Here is a 22,449-nt window from a genome sequence, read left to right on the forward strand (position 1 = left end):
GGTTTAATAGATGTTGACACTCCCTCCTTTCTTTTTTTAGCTATAATGCATCTAGATGCTAGCAATATTTAATTAGAGATGGCCCCCCAAATAAATATTAAGGTGGAAAGGATGCGTCAACGTAAATATTTTGGTACAGATGGCATACGTGGCCGAGTTGGGCAATCAAATATTAACCCTGAGTTTATTTTAAAATTAGGCTGGGCAGTAGGAAATTTACTTAATCAAAAGCCAGGAAGCAAAGCGGTAGTGGGGAAAGACACCCGAATATCCGGCTACATGTTGGAATCTGCTTTACAAGCAGGTTTATCCGCATCTGGAGTTGATATTGCATTGTTAGGGCCTATGCCTACTCCTGGAATAGCATATTTTACTCAAACCCTTAGAGCGGATATGGGAATCGCAATTAGCGCTTCTCATAACCAATTTGAAGATAATGGAATTAAATTTTTCTCATCTGAAGGTGGAAAATTTCCTGAGAGTATTGAGTTTGCAATAGAGGCTGAATTAGAGAAAAAATTGCAGACCGTACCTTCCGCGCAGTTAGGTAAAGCAATACGGATTCATGATGCGGCGGGGCGTTACATTGAATTTTGTAAATCTACAATTCCTTTCAAGTGCCGTTTTACCAATTTTAAAATAGTCGTGGATTGTGCCAATGGGGCAACCTATAATATCGCCCCTAATGTATTTTCTGAATTAGGCGCAAAGGTAATTCCCATAGGGGTGAAGCCTAATGGTTTTAATATCAATCACAATTGTGGATCCACAGCACCTGAGTTATTACGGAAAAAAGTCCTCGATTCAGGTGCGGATATCGGTATTGGTTTGGATGGTGATGGGGATAGAGTTATTTTAATAGACTCCCATGGCAATCTGGTTAATGGCGATCAGATTATTTACATTATTGCTAAGGACAGATACCAGCGAGGGGTACTACACGGTGGGGTGATAGGTACTTCGATGACTAATTACAGTCTTGAGCACGAACTTAAATCGTTAGGGATCCCTTTTCTCCGATCTCAAGTAGGGGATCGATACGTTCAGGAAATGCTGCGAGCAAAAAATTGGAAACTTGGTGGAGAATCCTCCGGTCATATTATTTGTTTTGATAAAACCACCACAGGAGATGGAATTATAACCGCCTTACAAGTTTTGGCGATTATGACCAGGCAGAATCAATCACTATACGAACTGACGCAAAGCATTCATTTGTTGCCTCAAGCCCTCATTAATTTTAAAACCAAAAATGCCACCTTTCTTCTCTCCCATCCCGACGTAATCCAAGCCGTTAAAAATCTGGAAAAGAGTTTGAAAGGTAAAGGGAGAATTTTACTAAGGCCTTCGGGTACAGAACAATTATTGCGAATTATGGTTGAAGGAAGGGATCAAATTGTAATTAATGGATATGCACAAATGTTACACGATATTATATCTAGTTTCGATAAAACATAATTCAACCCTAAATACCCAGGAATAGCTAGCACCGCTGACAGCTAGGAATGGGAGCGAACCTTCAGATTTAAAACTTGCGCAGGCAAAACAACCGGAATTTTGGCGTGTTTAATTATTTCTAAAATTTGCGCAAACTTTTCAGGGTTAATATGTCCTGGGATTTCATTATTATCAATTTGGTTAAAAACGAGAATAAGCCAGCTGTTAGAGTCAGATGCCACGTCTATTAGACTTTTAATCACTGCAGGGTTTGTTTTATTAGATACGGGATAGGACTTTAAATTATATTTATCATTTAAAGGCAAGGCGTTCAATTGCTCATCTAAAAATCGACTGGAGCTGTAAAATTGTTTTGAAAACTGCATCATTTTAGATGATTTATTATACGAACAAGGTGCCACAAAATTTTCAGCGCGCAATCCTCTTGATTGTAATACCTTTTTAGAGGCCAACAATTCTTTTTCCAAATTATAACTGAAGTAACTGCAATGTCCTGAAACTGAGTAGGAAACTGTTTCCCAACCTTTATTTTGTAATGATTTCAATTGATTCCATGATAAGTAGCTATATCCACATATAGAATCGGTGGGAACAGAGATCGCGGCAACAAATTTATTTGCATCCATAAGCTTTAAAACATCTTGCGAACCTTGAGATGAATAAGCCCCATCAAACCAAATGGTTACCAATCCTCGCGTGGGTTTAGGAATGGAAGGGATGCTTGCAGGGGGGGTGGTGTCAAAGGGTGCGTGTGTACAATTGTATCTTTTCGTTATTGCTACTGTAAATCCAATTAAAATGATTAAAGGAGCGATGACACCCAAAAAAAAATAAACTCTGAAGACCGTAGCCATAATCATCCCATCGTATTCCAGTTGATTCGATTCAATCACTCAATCAACGAGCTCTCGTGACCCTTTGATTGTAAATCAAATTTAATAATTTCACAGTTTTTTAAGGGATTGGAAGTTTCAAATTGTCTAAACTGTTGCATCCATTGGGGTGTTACCTCCCACCCGTGCTCTAATCCAAATTGAAATGCCCTAAAAAAAACACCGTGCCCTATAACAACAATAAATCCTGTGCGTAAAGATAATTTTTCATAAAAACTTTGAACGCGTTCTATAAAATGTGCAAAAGCCTCTACTTGCTCTCCATCACAAAATAAGGGATTTGCTTCTTGCCAATACCATTCGATGCGTTTTTTTCGTTCTGCACTATCCATGTTTTTTAATTTTATGGGCGACAAATAAGCGAACTCCTCTATGGGCCAAATCTCTACTGGGGTCTGCGGCCATAATTTGATAATAGGTTCTGCCGTTCTTAGTACCCGCTGCAAGGGTGAACGAATAATCAAATCCGGGGCTCTTTTGATTTCTTTAGCCACAGTGCAAGCCTGCTGGATACCTAGCGGTGTTAAGTCTGAATTATTTGGTTTATCCGTCCACTGGTGGATGTTAACAAATGTCTCACCATGACGAATTAACCAGAGAGTTAATTTTGACACAATTCCATCCATTCACTAAAAGGTAAAAAATGCTCGGTCCAATAGCGTACCATCATCGTTTCTTTAAAAGGCATAAGATGCTCAGGGAGCTCTTCATTATTTATATCTTTTATGAGTAATTTGGGCATATCGATTCCAGAGGCAGTGGTTAAAGGTAAGGTGCCGGGAAAACGAGGATTTATTTCCAAGAGTTTAAATATATTATCGGCAGAAGCTTTAAATTGAATATTGGCCGCATATTTGATATTCATAACCTTGGCAATTGAAAGAGCCGTTTGTTGCAATTCAGGAAAAAAGACACTGCGCGCTGTAACTGCTATACCCGAATCAATTTTCATCCTCAAACGAGGTACTGCTGCAAGAGGTCGGCCACTGCTATGGATATACACATCCACAGAGTATTCTTCTCCTGGTAACAATTCTTGAATTAAATAGCTGCCATCTCGGGGCAATCGCTCAAAATCGTTAGGATCTGTTATTTTCACGCATCCTCTGGATCCGGCACCAACTCGTGGTTTTGCAAAGCAGGGAAAACTAATTTTTAAAGAAGAGACATCTTCCATTACTAAATGAAAATCCGGTACGGGGGCTGTGTCTTTACATAGGTTGAGTAACAAATATTTATCAAAACAATTTTTTAAAGTAAGGTATGGGCTTAAAGGAATTATTGTGCCTATGTCTTTAAAAGCCTGGTCATGCGCTGCTAAAGGAGCTAATTCACTATCGACCGTGGGAATAAGGAGATCAATCTTATCCTTTTGACATAAATCCAGCATCTTATTTACAAAATCTGGTGCATCTCCCGGTAAAGACAAGCTGCGTTGAGCCGGAGGTACCAGATATAAACCCGCAGCATTGGGATCCATATCGCACATATAAATCGTATGGTCTTTAGCAAGACTTTTCCAAACACTAATTGCGGAAGCCCCTCCTGCACCAGTTAAAAGAATATTCATGTGACCTCCTGTACATTTATTTCTTCTTAAGGGATGACGATTTTTAGCTTATCTGTTGCTGCCGGATAACCTCCATCGCCTCTGCCATGCTGTAGTTTATATAGCGTCCCCAAAATGCAGCAGTTGCACATACGAGCTCGGAGCTAAGATAGGGTTTTGAAACCGATTGCGATTTGTATAAAGCTATTATTTCTAATTTTCGTTCGAGAACACTTTTAATATCAATAAATAGATTGGGCTTAAAATTAACCGTAGATGAAGGAGATGCATAGCAATATATATTTTTAACCTTACGGGCGGCAACAAGTGTTGCATGATGTACGTTGCGGTGATCTTGATGGGAGTCATGCAAAGAATGTGTATAGATATGCGTTGGATTAACTTCTTTAATGACTTTTTCAATATAGTTGATGGTGACACTGGTATTCGAGATTTGCGTGTCCATCAGATTATATAGATATAAATTGGCATTCAATTCGCGGGCAGCCTGTTCTGCTTCAATTTTACGTAATTGGGGATCACCACCTCTCTCACCCAAGGAAAGAGTCAAAATGTGGATAGAATCTTGGTTTAATTGATGGAGCACAAGACTTCCTCCACAACCAATTTCCACATCATCGGGATGGGCACCAATGGCCAAAATTACATTTTGCTTTTCACGTGAAGGTCTTGCTTCGTTCACTAATTTATAGACAGTTTCTACTAATTTATTTTTTTCTAATGGCCTAAATACAAGTGCATCTGCATGGAACTCTAGAGCAGCCAGGATAAAGTCTATTTTTTGATTGGCGGTAATGATTAAAACAGGAGTAAAAGGACTGGATATTTTTACCATCTTGGTTATTTCTAAAACATTACTATTTTCCAAATTGATATCGGTAATAACAAGATTCCAATGCTTTTTTTGCAACAAGTCCTTGGCTTCGATCAAGTCTTTGGCAGTGGTTATTGCCATGTCTTTTTTGAGCCAATTCGTTATTTTGTTAACAACATCTGCAGAACTTCCAATAATTAAAATGTTGTATAATTTCATTGGATCTAATCCGTTATTTCCTATCAGTTAAAAACCATTATTTTTTTATATTGAAAAATATCGTAATTTACCGAGTCACGAGTCCATTCTTCTTATTTACTATGCAGTATTTTATACCCTGATTCAAATATTATAACTCATATAACGCATTTTGATTCTAAATGAGGATAAACTGATGTAATGTATATCCTTTAATTTAAATATATAATAATAATTATGGTGTTAAACTGGCTTTTATTTGTCTAGGTATCCAGATTAGATTATTACAACCATTTCGTTTCACTTTTAAGTATACCTTGCGGGTGTGAAGCTTGATTGAGTGCAGGGAAGTAAAAAGGATTTTATATGTATATTTCGGTTAAATTTAAATTTTTAATTGTTTTACTTATTGCCTTTGCGTGGTTGTCCTTATCTATTTATTTAACAATTCCATGGATAAATGATCTGAGTGAGTACGTTAACTGGGTTGGGGCTTGGATTATTATTTCACTTATTGCCCTCATACCAGGTTTTATGTATGCGTTTTTCCTTGCCTCTTATATTTTCGACAAACGACCCAAAATTCGCCCTGTGCATGAATGGCCTGATATCTCCGTAATTGTACCCGCACATAATGAAGAATCAAATATTGTAAAATCGATCCAATCGGTATTTAACCAAGACTATGCGGGGCGTTTTGAAGTAATTGTTATTGATAATGCATCAACAGATAACACGCTTGCTTTGCTCAAAGAACTGAAAATGGAAAACTTAACTGTGCTGGAGGAATTGACCAAGGGAAAATCTCATGCACTGAACACAGGGATCGCAAAAGCGAAATATGACCATGTGCTCACATTAGACGCTGATACGTGTTTAATGAAAAATGCGTTAACTGAAATTGTGAAAAAATTTTTGAATTGCGCGCACCTGCCTACCCCTACGGCTGCCGTTGCAGGGAGTATCTATATTCAAAACTCCAGAGCGACTATGATTACCCGCATGCAGGAATGGGAGTACTTCCATGGTATCGCTGGGGTCAAGCGAATGCAAAGTTTGTTTCAAGGCACGCTGGTGGCACAAGGCAATTTTTCATTATATAAAAAGTCTTGCATTACCGAGGTGGGTCTTTGGCAACATACAGTTGGAGAAGATATCGTTTTAACTTGGGGATTATTATTGAAGGGATATCGTATAGATTTTGCCGAAGATGCGATAGCTTTTGCAAATGTGCCTGAAACTTATAAAAAATTTTTCCTGCAACGAAGCCGATGGGCTAGAGGGTTGATCGAGGCGTTTATTGCATACCCAACCATACTACTCCAACCCAGACTGATTACTTTCATTGTATACTGGAATTTACTTTTCCCTGCCATGGATGCGGCTTTTTTCTTTATTTTTATTCCAGCAGTTATTGCTGCCCTCTTCTTTGGCTTTTATTTAATGGCAGGTCCAATGACTCTGACTGTCATCCCTCTAGCAATTCTCTTGAATACCATCTTATACAAAGGACAAAAAAAAGTGTTTCAACGCCATAACCTCCATGTAAGGAGAAATAGACTGGGTTTCATATGCTATTTATTGTTTTATAACTTTATTATGAGCCCTGCTTGCATTCATGGTTATATGTCCGAGATTTTTAGTCTTCAGAAAAAGTGGGGAACAAAATAATGGGGTATTGCCGATTGATCGGAGCGTTAAGCGTGGTAATTCCGATGACTCTATTTGCGACTATTGCCAACACTTCAGCACCGCCAAAAACCAGCACCTTGCCTGAATCACAAAACAATAGTGATAATAAACAAAGCCTTAATATTACTAAAAATCCTGTTGAATCTAAAAAAAACCCGCAGGATCTGGAAGTAGCTAAGCCATTAGTAAATAAAGTCAATTATGAAGTTTTTTTATTAACTGCCCAGAGCTATGAACTTTTAAATAATTCTTCTGAAGCTTTAGTATTCTATAACAGAGCATTAAACTATGCGCAGACCAACGATGAAATTGAAACCATACGCTCAAAAATAGAAAAAGTTAAACAATTGCCCGTTAATGGTACTTTGAATGAAGAGCCTATTATTCAGTCTGCAAGAATTAATATCGCCAAAAAATACATTGATGAAAACAAAGGACAAGAAGCATTAAATGCTATAAAGCCACTATTAACCCAATCTCCTAATTTTGAGGTGTTCATTATAACAGCCCAGGCTTATGCAGAGATGGATAATCCTTCGGTTGCCATGGAATATTTCAATAAGGCGCTCCTTTTGGCCCGTTCAGATGTCGAAATCCAAATTGCCAAATCAGGCATTGATAAAATGAGCAAATGGTTGTCTGAATATAACAAGGCATTAATTGTAGAACAGAGTGATGTAGACGTTACCTTAGTTAAGAAATACATCAATGAAAACAACGGGATCAAAGCGTTGGAGGAGCTGAGGCCTTTACTTTCAAAGCCCCAAGTCCCCTTTGAAGTTTTAATTTTAGCAGCCCAGGCCCATGCCGAGTTAAATGAGCCTGCCCTTGCATTGTTTTACTATGAAAAAGCAGAGTTATTGGCTGACTCAGAAATTAAGCGCCAAATTACAAACTCCGGGATCCAAAAAATGAAAACTTGGCTTGCTCAAGCTAAAGTAAGTAAGAGCGCTACACCAAAACAGGATCCCAAACTGGATTTGGCAATCAAATATATCGACACGAATCAAGGTAAAAAAGCCCTTGAAATCCTTAAACCGCTGCTCAAATCCCAACAAAATTTTAAAATTTTCCGTTTGGCAGCACAAAGCTATGCTGAAATAAATGAACCTTCCCTTTCCTTGAGTTATTATAAAAAAGCCCTTAGTTCTGCCAAAACAGCCGATGAACAGAAAATTGCTTCCGAAGGCATTAAGAAAATGAACAATTGGTTGGCAAAAGAACGCAAGACAGCCAAACCTGCGCTCTCTCCCCTACAAATTAAATTAAACCTAGTAAGAGAATATATTTCGAAGGATCAAGGAGACAAGGCTTTAGAACTCTTGCAGCCCTTACTTTTGGATAAACCCAATTATCAAGTATTTATGCTTACCGCACTAAGTTATGCGCAAACTAATAAACCGCGACTGGCGTTAAATTATTATAGGAATGCACTGCCACTTGCCACAACTCCTAAAGACAGAGTGGCAACTCTATTGGGAATTGGAAAGATGCATTTCTGGATGGGGCAATACTTTCGTGCTGAACGAGCTTATGCAGAGATATTTAAATACCCTACCAACTCCAGGGAGTTCGATTTAGCCTTGGCCGGGAAAGTAAAAAGTCTTGCCTATGCAGATAGGCCTATCCGTGCATTTAAAAGTATCCCACCTGATTTGATTTATGAAACCCCTGAACTGGTGGTAGCGGCTATACAATCTTCCCTCTGGTCAGATTGGGCGGATATTTCAAAACAAATTTCGCTCGATTATGAACCTATCATAGCAAAAATCCCGCCTGAATCTGCTTTAGGAAAGGACATTAGCGATGCGTTTTGGCAAATTAATCAAGCAACATGGCCCAATGCTATCACTCCAGGTTATTTTTATTCTATTGATAGTGACGATTATCAAATTTCGCGCGGGTCTTTCAATTATAGCCACTATTGGTCTCAAATTTTTCAAAGTGAGGCCGGGTTCATTGATACTGTTTATACTCAACCCCTCTCCAAACAACCTGCATCGATTCAGTCTTTATCCAAGTTAGTATCCAAGACCGTATACTTTGGAGAAACCATAAGACCTACGCGTCAGCTAATCCTAAGTGGAAGAATTGCACCTTCAGATTATGAATTATGGCGCCCCTTTTTATGGTCTTCTCAATTAACTTATCGACCTAGCGATTATGTGAGTTTTCTTGTCCAGGGGTTTCATGAAGCGGTTGAGGCTTTACCCGCATTATCGCAACATATTACTGCAACTCAAGTTCATGGCAACATCAATTTAGCACCTCTTCCTTATGTTAAAGTACGTGGTGTACTAAATAATATACGTTTTAGTGACACCAATAATCGAGATGGATATTTCGTGTCCGTAACGACGCTTCTTTCAACTGAACTGGGATTAAGTTTTATTCTTCAAGAAAAAGCCTTTAGGAGTAAGTTTGTTTCTCCATATTATTTCAGTCCCAATAAGTATGTTTTGGATACAGCTATTTTGAGATTCGGCAGAAGGTATGCAACCCGTTGGCATTACTATATAGACGGAGGATTGGGAAGGCAGTTTGTAGGTGTCGATAATGTAGATTCTCGCCCCTCAAGAACCTGGCAGTGGGGCTTAGGATTAAATGGTCCGATAACTGATAGGGTAATTTTAAATTTATATTATTTGATGACAACCCAAGCGGCCAATTTTACCAATTCATCCGTGTACAAATATCAGGCAGGGGCGGTGGAGCTGAAATTTTTGATTTAAAGTGCTAAAAAGCGCTCCCATCGCTTACAAACTTTCGAAGCTTTAATAACAATAGATTGTTAGAAGATCTTACCCCTGTATCTTATACATTATCAAAACAGGGGCGCTGCATGGAAAGTGTTTTTATAGAAATAACTAATGAAAGACGTTTGGTTCACTCAAATGAGACTCTTTGGACTTGTTAAACAGAAGGGACCATTCCTCTACAGTCTTTTCAACCATTCCCGTAAAATCTACATCGTCATGTGATTTAAAAAATTCACGTGCACGTCCATAAACTGAATTGGTTGCCTCAGTTCGGCTTTCATCTGATTCGGGTCGCTCCAAGATTATTTGGAATATCTTTTCCAAACGAACTATATTATCTTTTCCAGAAGAAGGACTCAGCATTAAGTCATAAATTTGTTTGATTCCATCAGGAATTGTTACGGGTTCAGAAAAATATTTCATTGGTGCCGTCTCAGAAAAGAATTTTACCGTCCAACGCCCGCTCGTATCTTCTGATGGAGTAAATAGTCTTTTTTCATTGATTAATAAATGGAGCGCATCATAAAGCCGATTACAGTTAGCTTTACCTAATTGGCGCGCAACCAAACGGCAAAGCAATGTTTTTTTGGGAAGCAAATATTCTTTTACTTTTTTGGAGCCTCCAATAAAAATATTTTTTACCTCATTATCTGTTGCAGCCCGATCATCTTCTTTAAGCGCTTTCTCGTTATCCAGCCGTTTTTTAATTTCTGAAGCAATATCTTCAGGTAAGTACCATTCAGGAGTTTTGATACCTTCAGAACCTGGCGCATTCTGCCCAGCATGTTCATGATGATGACGACTCATATACAGATCGGCTACTAAGGAAACAAAACGAATGCGATTTTTTTTATCCGATTGTTCATCAAATTCAGGCCAGCATCCATAAAGTTCTTTATAAAGAATCATCGCATCAGTGTGAATAAGCTCTATAGCTTTTCTATCCTTGCCACTGACACATGAGCCGTATGGGTGCCCTCCAAGAGCCATAATAATTAACTGCTCCAGAGAACTCAAAAATAACTCCCTTCCCGCATAATCAAAAATAGTTGCGGTTCCTGGAGCGGATTCTAAAACGCTTTTATATTGTTTCAGAAGTATCTTAAGGCCTGGACATGAAGGTTCTAATTTCTCGGCAACAGCCAATAAATTCAAACTGTCTTTATCTGTGGACTGAGTATAATAGAGCCTTTTTGCTAAATTATAGGGATGATTATTCTGCAGAATAGTTTGCTTCTCAGCACGTCGTTCTACTGCTGCACGTGCTAATTTGTACAGCTCTAGATCTGGAGGTAAGGCGGGTAAATAATCTTTAATCCAAGTTGCATAATCAGTTGCGTGAATTGGACTAATTAGGGTTTGCAATATTGCAAGTTGATCCGGTTGCGCATACTCCATCACTTTATCCAGATTCGAATCGATATGACGTTGCTGGACCGCTGCCGGCCAGTTTAATCCATCTCGAGTGGCAATATGGCTTGAACGGTATCGCTTTTTTGAGAGTTCACGAAATGTTCCATCCTGACTCACTGCGAATAAACTGTGAACTGCATAGTTTGCCGGCAAAGGCAGCGTTCGATGACGACTGGATAAAAAAGAAACTGCATCTTCGACTCGTTCACAACCTTTTAGTACATGCTCCAGAAAATACTGTTGATGTTCGGACAATACCCAGTACCACTGTGGAAGACTCGAAATGGACCCTACTGTAGCAGAGCATTCTCTCTTAAAACTTTCTGAGACAATTAACTTCTTAAACTTGTTTAAATGAAAATCCAAAGTTGAGGGATCAGGAGCTAACACTCGGATCATTTCTTGCAAATGCGGACTCAAATCATTAAACCAGGCTGGAAGTGGCGGAGAGCCTGAGGCAATTTGTTTTAGATCTGCATTTAAACTAATCGCTCTTTTTTTAATTAAGTCCCATTCGATTAAAAAACTAGTAAAGTCTTGGGTGACTTCAAGATGGCTTTTTATACTGGAATTCAGATTACAAAAATAGGCATGTTGATACTCTTCAAGCTTATAAACCCAGGAAGGGGTTTTTGGATATTTACACGCTTTTATTTGTTTTAATTCTTTTCTAAATTGCTTGTAGTGAGGAGGAAGAGATTCGTCAAGTTGCAGAATATAATCGCCGTCTTTCGACTTCATAGGCGTTAATGTTGCCAGATCGTAGCGACCTTCACGCATCAATTCATATTGTTCTGCTTCATTGAGTAACTCAATTGCTTCTTTAATGGAAACATCCCATCCCAAAGTAATTAGCTCAACTAATTTTGCAGTGTATTTTTCTAATTCCCTATGTAACTCATCCATTGATCCTTTTGCAAACAACGCTTCTTCTTCGCATTCGCTTACATAATCTTCTAAAGTGCTTTTGAGCAAAAAACTGCTTTGTGGGGCTAATGGGTAAGCATCACTAAGAAAGGTGAATGCTTTATGAAGACTGTTAACCCGACGCACAAAACTACGGTGATTGTCTGGCTTCTTGTGGTAAGTTTCTAGAATATAGCCCGGAAAGCGGTTTTCTAAGGCTCGTAGTAATTCAGATGATAATTCGGTACCATGAGGTACACGCAAAATAATTCCTTTTCCCATCGATTAATTTCCTTAACGACTTACCCCAGTTTAAAGAACTCCCTTACGTTAATTCAAAAAGAGGTTATATTAGTCCTAATCTCTTCATTATTATTGTATAAATAATTCCCCGAAACAATTACAATAATCACTTAATTTGATAAAAATAATAAAAAGGAGTTTGTTAATGAGCTACATTGTACAACATTATATTGGTGGACAATTAATCAAGGAAACGAACACGACGAGCCATCCTGTCTATAACCCAGCGTTAGGCGAAGTGATCGGTCAAGTGCATTTTGCATCTAAATCACTCTGCGATAAAACGATCGCTACCGCCAAAGAAGCTGGCACACAGTGGGCACAAACTCCTGCAATAAAAAGAGCACGAATTCTTTTTAAATTCCGCGATTTACTAGAAAAAAACCAATTGGATCTAGCACGCATCGTCACTCGGGAACATGGCAAGACTTTAGATGATGCAAAAGGTTCTGTAGCACGTGCTATCGAAGTAGTAGAACTACATTGCGGTCTCGTCAATCAACTCCAGGGAGATTTCTCTGCGGATGTAACCAATGGAATTGACTGCCATACATTACGTCAACCCATAGGTGTTTGTGCGGGTGTCTCACCTTTTAATTTCCCTGTTATGGTTCCGGTCTGGATGATGATCCCAGCGATTGCTTGCGGTAATACATTCATTTTAAAACCTTCCGAACAGGACCCGTCCGCCCCCGTCCGTCTCTTGGAATTATTAAGTGATGCCGGATTGCCTGCTGGAGTTGCCAATTGCTTGCATGGCGATAAAACAACCGTAGATTATTTACTGGCTCATCCGGATATCTCCGCCTTCACTGCAGTAGCCTCTACACCGGTTGCGCAGCATATTTATACTACCGCAGCAGCTCATGGAAAACGCGCCCATACCTTTGGTGGGGCTAAGAACCATTGCATTGTGATGCCTGATGCGGATCTCGAGCAAGCTGCCTCGGCAATTGTGGGTGCGGCGTACGGCTCAGCAGGTGAACGATGCATGGCCATATCGGTCGTGGTGACTGTAGGTGAACACACCGCCGATGCGTTAATTGAAAAAATGGCGCCCCAAATTAAAGCCACTCGGATCAATGCCGGGGATGTACCAAACACCGATATGGGGCCATTGATTAGTGGGCCACATCGAGAGCGAGTACTCGCAGCCGTCGATAAAGGAATTAGTGAAGGGGCAAAATTAATTATTGATGGTAGATCCTTTAAGCATTCTGAACATCCCCAAGGTTTCTTCATGGGACCCTGCCTGTTTGATCATGTCCATGAAAACATGTCCATCTATCAAAATGAAATTTTTGGACCAGTTCTGGTGATTGTTCGTACCGATAATTTTGAAGAAGCGCTCGCTTTGGTGAACAGAAATCAATACGGCAATGGGACAGCAATTTTCACACGCGATGGATTTACAGCCCGCGAATACAGCCAACGGGTCCAAGTTGGAATGGTGGGAATTAATATACCTATCCCTGTTCCTATTGCCAATCATCCTTTTGGCGGTTGGAAGCATTCTTCTTTCGGAGACACCAATATGCATGGGCAAGAAAGCGTCAATTTTTATACGCGACGCAAAACAGTTACCAGCAAATGGCCGGTTAGTGAAATCAAAGAAAGTGCTTTTATCATGCCCACGCATGATTAAAAAGAGTAATTAATTTAGATTGGGTAAAGGCGACGCCATAGTTCCACCTATCCTAAAATAAGCTGTCCTCCCACGAAGGCGGCATCCATGTCTATTTTAGGATTAGATTCCCGCCTTGGGGTGACATAAGTCTAAAAGGCGGGACGCCATAATCTCAGGCTAAATTTTTACATTATGGAGAAACTCAATGGCAAAAATAGGATTTGTAGGACTAGGGCATATGGGATTGCCTATGGCGATTAATCTGGTTAAAGCAGGTCATCAGGTCACCGGCTATGATTTACAACAAACAGCCCTGCAACATTTTTCCCAATCCGGTGGTCTTATCGCACCCAATGTCCAGGAAGCTGCTCAAGAAAAAGATGTATTGATTACGATGTTGCAAAATGGACAACAAGTATTGAATGTTTGTCATAGCAATAATGGATTATTTCAGCATGCAAAAAAAGGAGCTTTATTTATCGATTGCTCCACCATTGATGTCAATAGCTCGCGTGAACTGCATCATTTAGCCAAACAACACCAGCTCCAAGTGGTTGATGCGCCCGTATCCGGCGGCGTTGCCGGAGCAGGAGCCGCTACTTTAACGTTTATGGTTGGTGGTGAAGAGCAAGCGTTTCATGCGGCTCAACCTATTCTAGCCTCTATGGGACAAAAAATAATTCATACTGGCAGTGCAGGAAGCGGTCAAGCTGCCAAAATATGTAATAACATGATCCTAGGGATCTCCATGATTGCTATTTCTGAGGCATTTATTCTTGCAGAACAATTACAATTGTCTCCTCAAAAACTTTTTGAAGTAGTAACCAATGCATCAGGACAATGTTGGGCAATGAGCAAATATGCACCTGTTCCTGGAGTGTTAGAAAATGTCCCTGCTAACAACGAGTACAAACCAGGATTTGCTGCAGCAATGATGCTAAAGGATTTGTTGCTCAGCCAAGATTCAGCTCAGTCAGTGAATGTAAACACTCCTTTGGGGGCTAAAGCAACTACCCTTTATCAACATTTTATAGATCAGGGCATGGGCGATTCTGATTTCTCAGCCATTATAAAACTCATTTCCCAAGGCACAGAGGTATAACATGCATTCTCATTTGCGCACTCCCAAATTAACGCCAACCGAAGATTCAATAAGTGAGTTTTGGTCGGAAGTAGCCCAACAAACTGTAGATTGGCTTCGCCCCTGGGATTCGGTGCTTACGGGTGGGCTAAAACACGGTGATGTGACTTGGTTCAAAGGCGGGAAATTGAATGTTAGTTTGAACTGTATTGACCGCCATTTATCCCACAAGGCAAATCAACCCGCGATTATCTGGGAAGGAGATGATCCAGACCAACATAAAACGCTGACCTTTGCTGAACTACATGCCGAAGTGTGTCGGATGAGTAATGTGCTGAAACAGTTAAACGTACAAAAAGGCGACAAAGTAGCCATTTATTTACCGATGATTCCTGAGGCAGCAATTGCCATGCTTGCATGTACACGTATTGGAGCCATCCATACCGTAATATTTGCTGGATTTTCAGCCCATGCATTAAGACAACGCATTTTAGCATCTGAATGTGTCTGCCTAATTACTGCAAATCATTTTAATCGTGGTGGTAAATTGGTAGGTTTAAAGGAACAGGTGGACGAGGCCTGCAACGATTTATCATTACCAAGGCTGCTCATCAAAACGAGTGAGGATCCAGTCCCTATTGATAAAAATAAAGACCATTGGTGGCATGAGCTTAAAGAAACAGTAAGCGCACACTGCGATGCAGAACCTATGGATGCGGAAGATCCCTTATTTATTTTGTACACATCAGGAAGCACCGGCCAGCCTAAGGGAGTAGTGCATACCACTGGAGGCTACCTCGTACAAACAGCGTATACGCATCAATTAATTTTTAATTGCCAATCCGACGAAGTATTTTGGTGTACTGCAGATATAGGCTGGATTACTGGACATAGTTATGTAGTATTTGGTCCTCTTTGTAATGGAATTACCACGCTGATGTATGAAGGGATTCCTACCTGGCCTGATTTCTCTCGGAATTGGCAAATCGTCGATAAACATCAGGTAAATGTGTTTTATACGGCACCTACCGCCATACGTGCCTTGATGCGTGCGGGAGATGAATGGTTGGCTTCTAGTTCACGAGATTCTTTACGTTTACTTGGCTCTGTGGGAGAACCCATTAATCCTGAAGCTTGGCAATGGTATTATCAAAAAGTAGGCAAAGGCCGATGTCCAATTGTGGATACTTGGTGGCAAACCGAAACTGGAGCAGTGATGATTAGTCCCAGAGCCGATGATCCGATTAGTAAACCCGGCTCGGCACGTCAACCTATTCCCGGTATTATTTCTGTGTTACTCAATGAGAATGGCCACGAAATAACTGGAGCGGGCGAAGGGTTTTTAGCAATAAAGTATCCTTGGCCTTCTATGGCGAGAACCATCGCTGGAGATCATCCGCGTTATTGTATGACCTATTTACATCATGGTTATTACATTACCGGAGATGGTGCAAAACGCGATGAAGATGGTGATTATTGGATTACGGGTCGAGTCGATGATGTGATTAACGTTTCCGGACATCGCTTAGGTACAGCAGAAATCGAAAGTGCGCTTGTTAGTCATCCCGCCGTTGCCGAGGCAGCGGTTGTGGGTATTCCCCATGATCTTAAAGGCCAAGGAATTTATGCCTACGTCATTTTAAAGAAGGATATCAGGCCCGATGACACCTTAAAAACCCAGTTGATCCAACAAGTTAATAAAGAAATAAGCCCGATTGCAAAACCTGATGTCATTCATATTGTTAATGATTTGCCCAAAACCCGATCAGGGAAAATCATGCGACGTATCCTGCGCAAAATTGCAGCAAAAGAAATACAAAGTCTGGACGAGCTAGGTGATATCTCCACCTTGGCAAATCCCCAAATCGTAGAAAAATTGTGGAAGGAGTCGAATCAAACCTAAAGCGTTTTAAACTCTTTCATAAAATGGATGCTAAATCCAAATAGGAAAAAATCTGGGTTATCACTTCGCTCTGACCCAGACTCAAATGATCACGCCCCAAAATGGGCAAATTTTTAGCAATTTGTTGACTAAATGCAAAAAATGTATTGCTTTATATGCGAAATACGATTAAAATTAGTCACGTTTTAGCTAAAGGTCAGATCCCCTAAAATGCAAGAAGCCCCGGATTGTTTTGATTTTTCTCAGCTGTCCTTGGAGGAAATTGCCAATTTACTCCAACGTTTTAGCGTGCGCCTAACTCCTGATGAAGCCCTCACCATACAGAATTCCCTCTTAAAGCGACCACCAACTTATGCAGAATGCATTTTATGGTCTATTCAGGGATCTGAACATTGTTCTTATAAAAGCAGCCGCAAACATCTCAATAAGTTCAATACCAAAGCCCCCCACGTCATCCTGGGTCCTAAAGAAGATGCCGGAATTGTTGCAGTAGCAACGGATAAACAAGACAGACGTTACGGCATTGTGGTAAGCCATGAATCGCATAATCATCCCTCACAACTTGTACCTTTCGAAGGTGCTGCGACTGGAGTGGGTGGAAATGTACGCGATGTTTGCTGTATGGGCGCGGAAGTAATTGCAGTGGCGGACAGTTTGCGTTTTGGCGATATTGATCGCCCAAAAACGAAATGGATAAATCAAGGAGTTGTTCAAGGAATTGCAGGTTATGCGAATCCTCTTGGCATTCCAAATTTAGGTGGTGATACTTATTACGACGAAGCCTATAATGAAAATTGTCTGGTTACTGTCGTTACATTAGGAGTTGTCAGAGAAGATCAAATCATCCATTCTTATGCCCCACCCCACGCAGAGGGCTATCAATTTATTTTAGTGGGTAAACCCACAGATAATAGTGGCTTTGGCGGGGCGGCTTTCGCTTCAGCAACCCTAAGTGAAGAACAACAAGAACAAAATAAAGGAGCAGTGCAAGAACCTAATGCGTTTTTGCAACGACATATTCTTAAAGCCAATTACGCCATGTTTGAGTTTCTGCGCGAAAACAATCTTATTGATCGGGTAGGATTTAAAGATCTAGGTGCAGGAGGAATTGCTTGCGCCAGTGTTGAATTGGCAGAAGCCAGTGGCTATGGGGCAGAAATTAATCTTGATCTGGTGCCAACCAGCATGAATAATCTATTACCCGCGGTGGTACTTTGTTCGGAAACCCAGGAACGCTTTATGTGGGTTGTCCCTCAAGAACTCGTTGACACCTTCTTAAAGCATTATAACGAGCGCTTTGCCCTTCCAGAAATCTGCGATGGCGCCCAAGCAACTGTAGTAGGAACCATAAGAAATGATGGTTTATACATTGTTAAAGCTCAAGGAAAAGAAATTGTCTCCGCTCGCGCACAAGACATTACCCAAGGCATTCTTTATGATCGCCCTTATAGTACGAAACAGAACAATCATAGAGAACCAGAGCCGATTACAGTAAGCGATTTCAATGAACAACTATTGGATTTACTGGCTCACGAAAACATCGCTTCTCGTGCGCCAATTTATGAAAGTTATGACAAACAAGTTCAAGGTCGCTCAGTCATCGAGCCAGGGTGGGCTGATGCGGGGGTCATTGCTCCATTTAATGAAAATAAATATCCACCAGAAATTCAGTCTACCGGCGTTGCCTTATCCGTCGATCATAACCCGCGTTATAATAAAATCGATGCCTATTGGGGTGCTGTCAATGCCGTTATCGAATCGGTACGCAACATCATAGCCGTAGGCGCCTGGCCACTTGCGCTTACTGATTGTCTGTGTTTTGGTAATCCCGAAAATCCAGAACAAATGGGCGAGTTTGTTGATGCAGTACGTGGCATTGTCGATGCATGCAAGGCAGTAAAAATGTTCGCTGATCGTAATGTAACCTTACCCATTATATCGGGAAATGTTTCGCTCTATAATGAGTCAGCTCAAGGAGCCATTCCACCAAGTCCTATAATCAGCTGCATTGGTTCAATCAACAATTATTCCAAAGCCATAAGCTATGACTTCAAACAGCCTAATTCAGTTCTATTAATGATTGGCGAACGCAAAGATGAATGTGGCGGTAGTGTGTATTACCAATTACATAATCAATTAGGCAGTCAACTACCTAAACCCAATCTGAGTTCATTTGCGGATGAAATCAGCGCCATACACGCCGCCATGCAAGCTGGTCTTGTATTGTCAGCCCATGATATTTCAGAAGGGGGTATTGCAGTTGCGCTTGCAGAAATGAGTTTTAAAAATGAAATTGGGGTAAATGCGTTTATTCCTGGTAGTTTATCCAATGATAAAAAACTGTTTTCAGAAAGTGGCGGATTTATCCTCGAGGTTTCACTCGAACACCTAAGCGCATTGGAAGATATATTTCGTAATTATTCGGTTTCGTTTCAACCTATAGGCGAAACAACCGCAACCCCAATCTTGGTAATCAATTCGGTTATCAATCTATCAATCAGTGCAGCCAAAACTGCGTGGGAAAATGGTTTAATTGAGAGGCTTATATAATGTCAATTATTGATTACAAAGCTGCGGGTGTAGATATAGAAGCAGGGAATCAAGCAGTGCGGAGTATCAAAAAAGCGGTAGAAAGCACTTTTTCTCCACGAGTTCTTACCGGAATTGGCAGCTTTGGCGCTATGTATGATCTCAAAAGTTTGTTGCAAGACTATGAGCATCCCGTTCTCGTGCAAAGTATCGATGGGGTTGGTACGAAAATGATGGTAGCAAAAATGATGCAAAAATTTGATACCATCGGAATGGATTTAGTCAGCGCCACCACCAATGACATTATCGTCTTGGGAGCAAAACCTCTTACCCTTCTTGATTACATTGCAAACGACAAATTAAAACCAGAAATCATCGAACAGATCATTAACGGGATGGTCAAAGCCTGTAAAGAAAACCACATTTCTTTAGTTGGCGGCGAAACTGCCGAAATGCCAGGTACCTACTTGCCAGGCGAATTGGATTTGGTTGGCATTATTACGGGTGTTGTTGAAAAAAATAAAGCGATTGAAGGTAAAACAATCGGTGAGGGCGATCTCGTCGTCATGTTTCCTTCAAGTGGTTTACATACTAATGGGTATTCGTTAGCAAGAAAGCTGCTTTTTGATGTTGCTGGATACAAGGTGGAATCTCAATTTCAAGATTTTTCTCAGAGCATTGGTGAAGAACTTCTAACACCGCATCTGAATTACACCCGACCTATTTTAAGTATTTTGGAAAAAAATATACCGATTAAAGGAATGGCGCACATTACAGGTGGAGGATTACTGGAAAATATTCCCCGTATTCTGCCGAAACAATTTGGCGTTGAAATTACTAAAAAACAGATTCCTGAACTGCCTATATTTAGTCTATTGCGTAAGTTAGGAAATCTGGATGATGAGCAGATGTATCGTACTTTTAATATGGGCGCAGGATTAGTTCTTTTTATCGCACCCGATACATTATCGGCTATTCGCGAAGTGCTCCGCGATTTTCCCTCCTTCCCTCTTTATGAAATTGGACGTGTAGTGAAAGGAGATCAAAAGGTGAGGCTGTTATGATACGTATTGGCTTAATTCAATTCCCAGGCTCCAATTGCGAACGCGAAACAGCTCTTGCTGTAAAACGGGCCGGAATGGAACCTGTTGAGTTTTTATGGAATGAACCTTTAGAAAAACTACGTACCTTGGATGGATTTATCCTTATTGGAGGTTTTTCCTATGAAGATCGCTCGCGTGCAGGAATTATTGCAGCACTTGATCCCGTAATCCAAGAAATCAAAGCTCAAAGCGAACAAGGAAAGCCCATATTAGGAATCTGCAACGGCGCCCAAATACTCGTTGAATCCGGTTTAGTTCCTGGCCTAAGGAATCGTGAAATCAGTATGGCCCTCACGGAAAATAAGCGCATTGCTCACGGGAAAATCGTTGGGACAGGCTTTTATAATGCCTGGGTGCATATGCGTCTGGCTGAAAATCATCAACATAATGCATTTACGCGTCATCTAACACCCCAAGATTTAATTCACCTGCCTATTGCACACGCCCAAGGACGTTTTCTTATGCCAGAATCCTTGTTAAAGCAGATAGAACAACAGGGTTTAAATTTATTTCAATATTGTGATGCCGAAGGTCAAGTCATCGATAATTTCCCGATTAATCCAAATGGCTCCGCAGGCAATATTGCGGCAATTACCAATCAGGCAGGCAATGTCATGGCCATGATGCCGCATCCAGAACGCACCATAAATGGAGACCCTATTTTTACTTCGATGCGTGATTATATCGAAGAACTTAAAGGTAGGCGGAATGAAGGCGCAGCCTTTGCGAACACGTCGCAGGATGTAGTGGAGGAAAGGGTAAATCTCAAAAGTTTCAAGAAAATCCCAAGCAGTCATATCTGCCTTGTCAAACTGATTATCACCGATAACCAAGCCCTAACTGTACAAAAAACGCTAAGACGTTTAGGTTTTCCAGTAACAGTGAATCGGTTGGAACACTGGGAAATTGAATGCGATTCTGCAGAACATTTTGCCCAACTTAAAAAAACAGGACTTTTATATTCGGATCGTAAAGAACGAGAAGTTTGCGCAAGTGAACTCCACACTCCAAATACCTTAGCTTATCTTGTTCGCGCAAAAGAAGACTTGCAGGGACAGCAAACGTTGCAAACTCTTAATACTCACTATGCAGTACCTAAAATAAGTAAAATTAATCATGGTGTTTTATGGCAATTTACCAGCGATGAAACCAATATCTCTGCGTTAATAGACCATATTTTATTAACTCACATTATCGGGAACCCTTATGCTCATGAATGCTACCAATACGACCCCTCATTATGATAATGAAATTCGAGAGGCCTTAGCTTTCTGCTTGGATAAAACAAATTTGCCCGTGGGCAAAAAATACCAGGGAAAGGTAAGGGATTCGTATGATTTAGGTGATTCTATCATGTTAGTAACCACGGACCGACTCACCGCGTTTGATAGACCTCTTGCTCTCATTCCTTATAAAGGTGCCGTACTTAACTTAACCAGTGCTTGGTGGTTTGAACAAACCAAGAATCTTGTTCCTAATCACATCATTGCAGTTCCTGATCCCAATGTCGTGATTGCCAAAAAATGCACCGTTTTTCCGATTGAATTTGTAGTGAGAGGCTACATTAGTGGTACAACCAGCACTTCATTATGGACTCAATATCAAAATGGGGTACGGGAATATTGTGGAATTACTTTTCCTGAGGGATTAAGTAAAAATCAAAAACTGGACCAACCTGTTTTAACTCCTACGACCAAAGAAAAAATTCATGATCGACCTATCTCACCTGCCGAAATTATTGCAGATGGATGGATGACTGAAGAAGATTGGTTAGAAGCAAGTGCTTTAGCGCTTAAACTCTATCAACGGGGTACGGAAATCGCTAAAGATCATGGTTTGATTCTAGTAGATACTAAATATGAATTCGGTCGCGATGCCGATGGTAAAATCATCGTAGTAGATGAAATTCATACTCCGGATTCCAGTCGTTATTGGCTTGCTGACAGCTATCAAGCACGTATTGCCGAGGGCTTAGAACCTGAAAATATTGATAAAGAATTTTTGCGTTTATGGTTCGCTAAAAATTCAGATCCGTATCACGATGAGCAACTTCCTCAAGCACCCCAAGAATTAATTGAAGAACTTTCCTCACGTTATATCCAATTATATGAGCGTATTACCGGTAAAAAATTCAGTTTTGCAGAACATAAAGAACCTGCTGAGCAACGGATCATGCGCCATATTGCAAATTATTTGAGGTAAG

At 40.5% G+C, this 22,449-nt stretch carries 15 protein-coding genes; 10 read left to right on the plus strand and 5 right to left on the minus strand.

Annotated features, from left to right (window positions below):
• The first annotated feature begins 111 nt into the window (after positions 1-111).
• Positions 112-1,455, plus strand: a complete 1,344-nt coding sequence (gene glmM, locus ACWTE2_RS06555; RefSeq protein WP_454784699.1) for a phosphoglucosamine mutase — start codon at positions 112-114, stop codon at positions 1,453-1,455.
• Between the two features lie 41 nt (positions 1,456-1,496).
• Here the strand turns inward: glmM and ACWTE2_RS06560 are convergent, their stop codons facing one another.
• Genes ACWTE2_RS06560 through ACWTE2_RS06575 form a run of 4 tightly spaced genes read right to left on the minus strand, consistent with a single transcriptional unit; the run spans position 1,497 to position 4,951 of the window.
• Positions 1,497-2,348 (minus strand): polysaccharide deacetylase family protein, encoded by an 852-nt coding sequence (locus ACWTE2_RS06560; protein WP_454784700.1) that lies wholly within the window; start codon positions 2,346-2,348, stop codon positions 1,497-1,499.
• Positions 2,345-2,962, minus strand: a complete 618-nt coding sequence (locus tag ACWTE2_RS06565) for a histidine phosphatase family protein (RefSeq protein WP_454784701.1) — start codon at positions 2,960-2,962, stop codon at positions 2,345-2,347. Before ACWTE2_RS06565 ends, ACWTE2_RS06560 begins: the two co-directional genes overlap by 4 nt.
• The gene (locus ACWTE2_RS06570) at positions 2,950-3,918 is read right to left on the minus strand and encodes an ATP-grasp domain-containing protein (RefSeq protein ID WP_454784702.1); all 969 of its coding nucleotides are present in this window, start codon (positions 3,916-3,918) and stop codon (positions 2,950-2,952) included. Before ACWTE2_RS06570 ends, ACWTE2_RS06565 begins: the two co-directional genes overlap by 13 nt.
• Positions 3,919-3,961: 43 nt before the next feature.
• Positions 3,962-4,951, minus strand: coding sequence for a PIG-L deacetylase family protein (locus tag ACWTE2_RS06575; protein ID WP_454784703.1), 990 nt, complete (start codon positions 4,949-4,951; stop codon positions 3,962-3,964).
• A 345-nt stretch (positions 4,952-5,296) separates the two neighbouring features.
• Here ACWTE2_RS06575 and ACWTE2_RS06580 point away from each other — a divergent pair, with 345 nt between their 5' ends.
• Complete coding sequence (locus ACWTE2_RS06580) at positions 5,297-6,601, plus strand: glycosyltransferase family 2 protein (protein WP_454784704.1); 1,305 nt, start codon at positions 5,297-5,299, stop codon at positions 6,599-6,601.
• Between the two features lie 14 nt (positions 6,602-6,615).
• Complete coding sequence (locus tag ACWTE2_RS06585; protein WP_454784705.1) at positions 6,616-9,354, plus strand: tetratricopeptide repeat protein; 2,739 nt, start codon at positions 6,616-6,618, stop codon at positions 9,352-9,354.
• Positions 9,355-9,489: 135 nt separating this feature from the next.
• Here the strand turns inward: ACWTE2_RS06585 and ACWTE2_RS06590 are convergent, their stop codons facing one another.
• Complete coding sequence (locus ACWTE2_RS06590; RefSeq protein WP_454784706.1) at positions 9,490-11,982, minus strand: oxidoreductase; 2,493 nt, start codon at positions 11,980-11,982, stop codon at positions 9,490-9,492.
• 166 nt (positions 11,983-12,148) lie between these two features.
• On the opposite strand from ACWTE2_RS06590, the gene ACWTE2_RS06595 reads away from it, so the two are divergent.
• From ACWTE2_RS06595 to ACWTE2_RS06625, 7 genes are all read left to right on the plus strand, one after another.
• On the plus strand, positions 12,149-13,648 hold the full coding sequence (locus ACWTE2_RS06595; RefSeq protein WP_454784707.1) for a CoA-acylating methylmalonate-semialdehyde dehydrogenase: 1,500 nt from the start codon (positions 12,149-12,151) through the stop codon (positions 13,646-13,648).
• Between the two features lie 187 nt (positions 13,649-13,835).
• Positions 13,836-14,732 carry a 3-hydroxyisobutyrate dehydrogenase gene (gene mmsB, locus ACWTE2_RS06600; protein ID WP_182391976.1) on the plus strand — a complete coding sequence of 299 codons (897 nt, stop codon included), beginning with the start codon at positions 13,836-13,838 and terminating at the stop codon, positions 14,730-14,732.
• A 1-nt stretch (position 14,733) separates the two neighbouring features.
• The gene (gene acs / locus ACWTE2_RS06605; protein WP_454784708.1) at positions 14,734-16,614 is read left to right on the plus strand and encodes an acetate--CoA ligase; all 1,881 of its coding nucleotides are present in this window, start codon (positions 14,734-14,736) and stop codon (positions 16,612-16,614) included.
• 210 nt (positions 16,615-16,824) lie between these two features.
• Positions 16,825-19,164 carry a phosphoribosylformylglycinamidine synthase subunit PurL gene (gene purL / locus ACWTE2_RS06610; RefSeq protein ID WP_454784709.1) on the plus strand — a complete coding sequence of 780 codons (2,340 nt, stop codon included), beginning with the start codon at positions 16,825-16,827 and terminating at the stop codon, positions 19,162-19,164.
• The gene (gene purM / locus ACWTE2_RS06615; protein ID WP_454784710.1) at positions 19,164-20,207 is read left to right on the plus strand and encodes a phosphoribosylformylglycinamidine cyclo-ligase; all 1,044 of its coding nucleotides are present in this window, start codon (positions 19,164-19,166) and stop codon (positions 20,205-20,207) included. Before purL ends, purM begins: the two co-directional genes overlap by 1 nt.
• Entirely contained in the window at positions 20,204-21,490 is a 1,287-nt protein-coding gene (purQ, locus tag ACWTE2_RS06620) for a phosphoribosylformylglycinamidine synthase I (RefSeq protein WP_454784711.1), read from the plus strand. The genes purM and purQ overlap by 4 nt, the downstream gene beginning before the upstream one ends.
• Positions 21,453-22,448, plus strand: a complete 996-nt coding sequence (locus ACWTE2_RS06625; RefSeq protein WP_454784712.1) for a phosphoribosylaminoimidazolesuccinocarboxamide synthase — start codon at positions 21,453-21,455, stop codon at positions 22,446-22,448. Before purQ ends, ACWTE2_RS06625 begins: the two co-directional genes overlap by 38 nt.
• Position 22,449 lies beyond the last annotated feature (1 nt).

The sequence above is a fragment of the Legionella nigrisilvae genome (assembly GCF_977063395.2).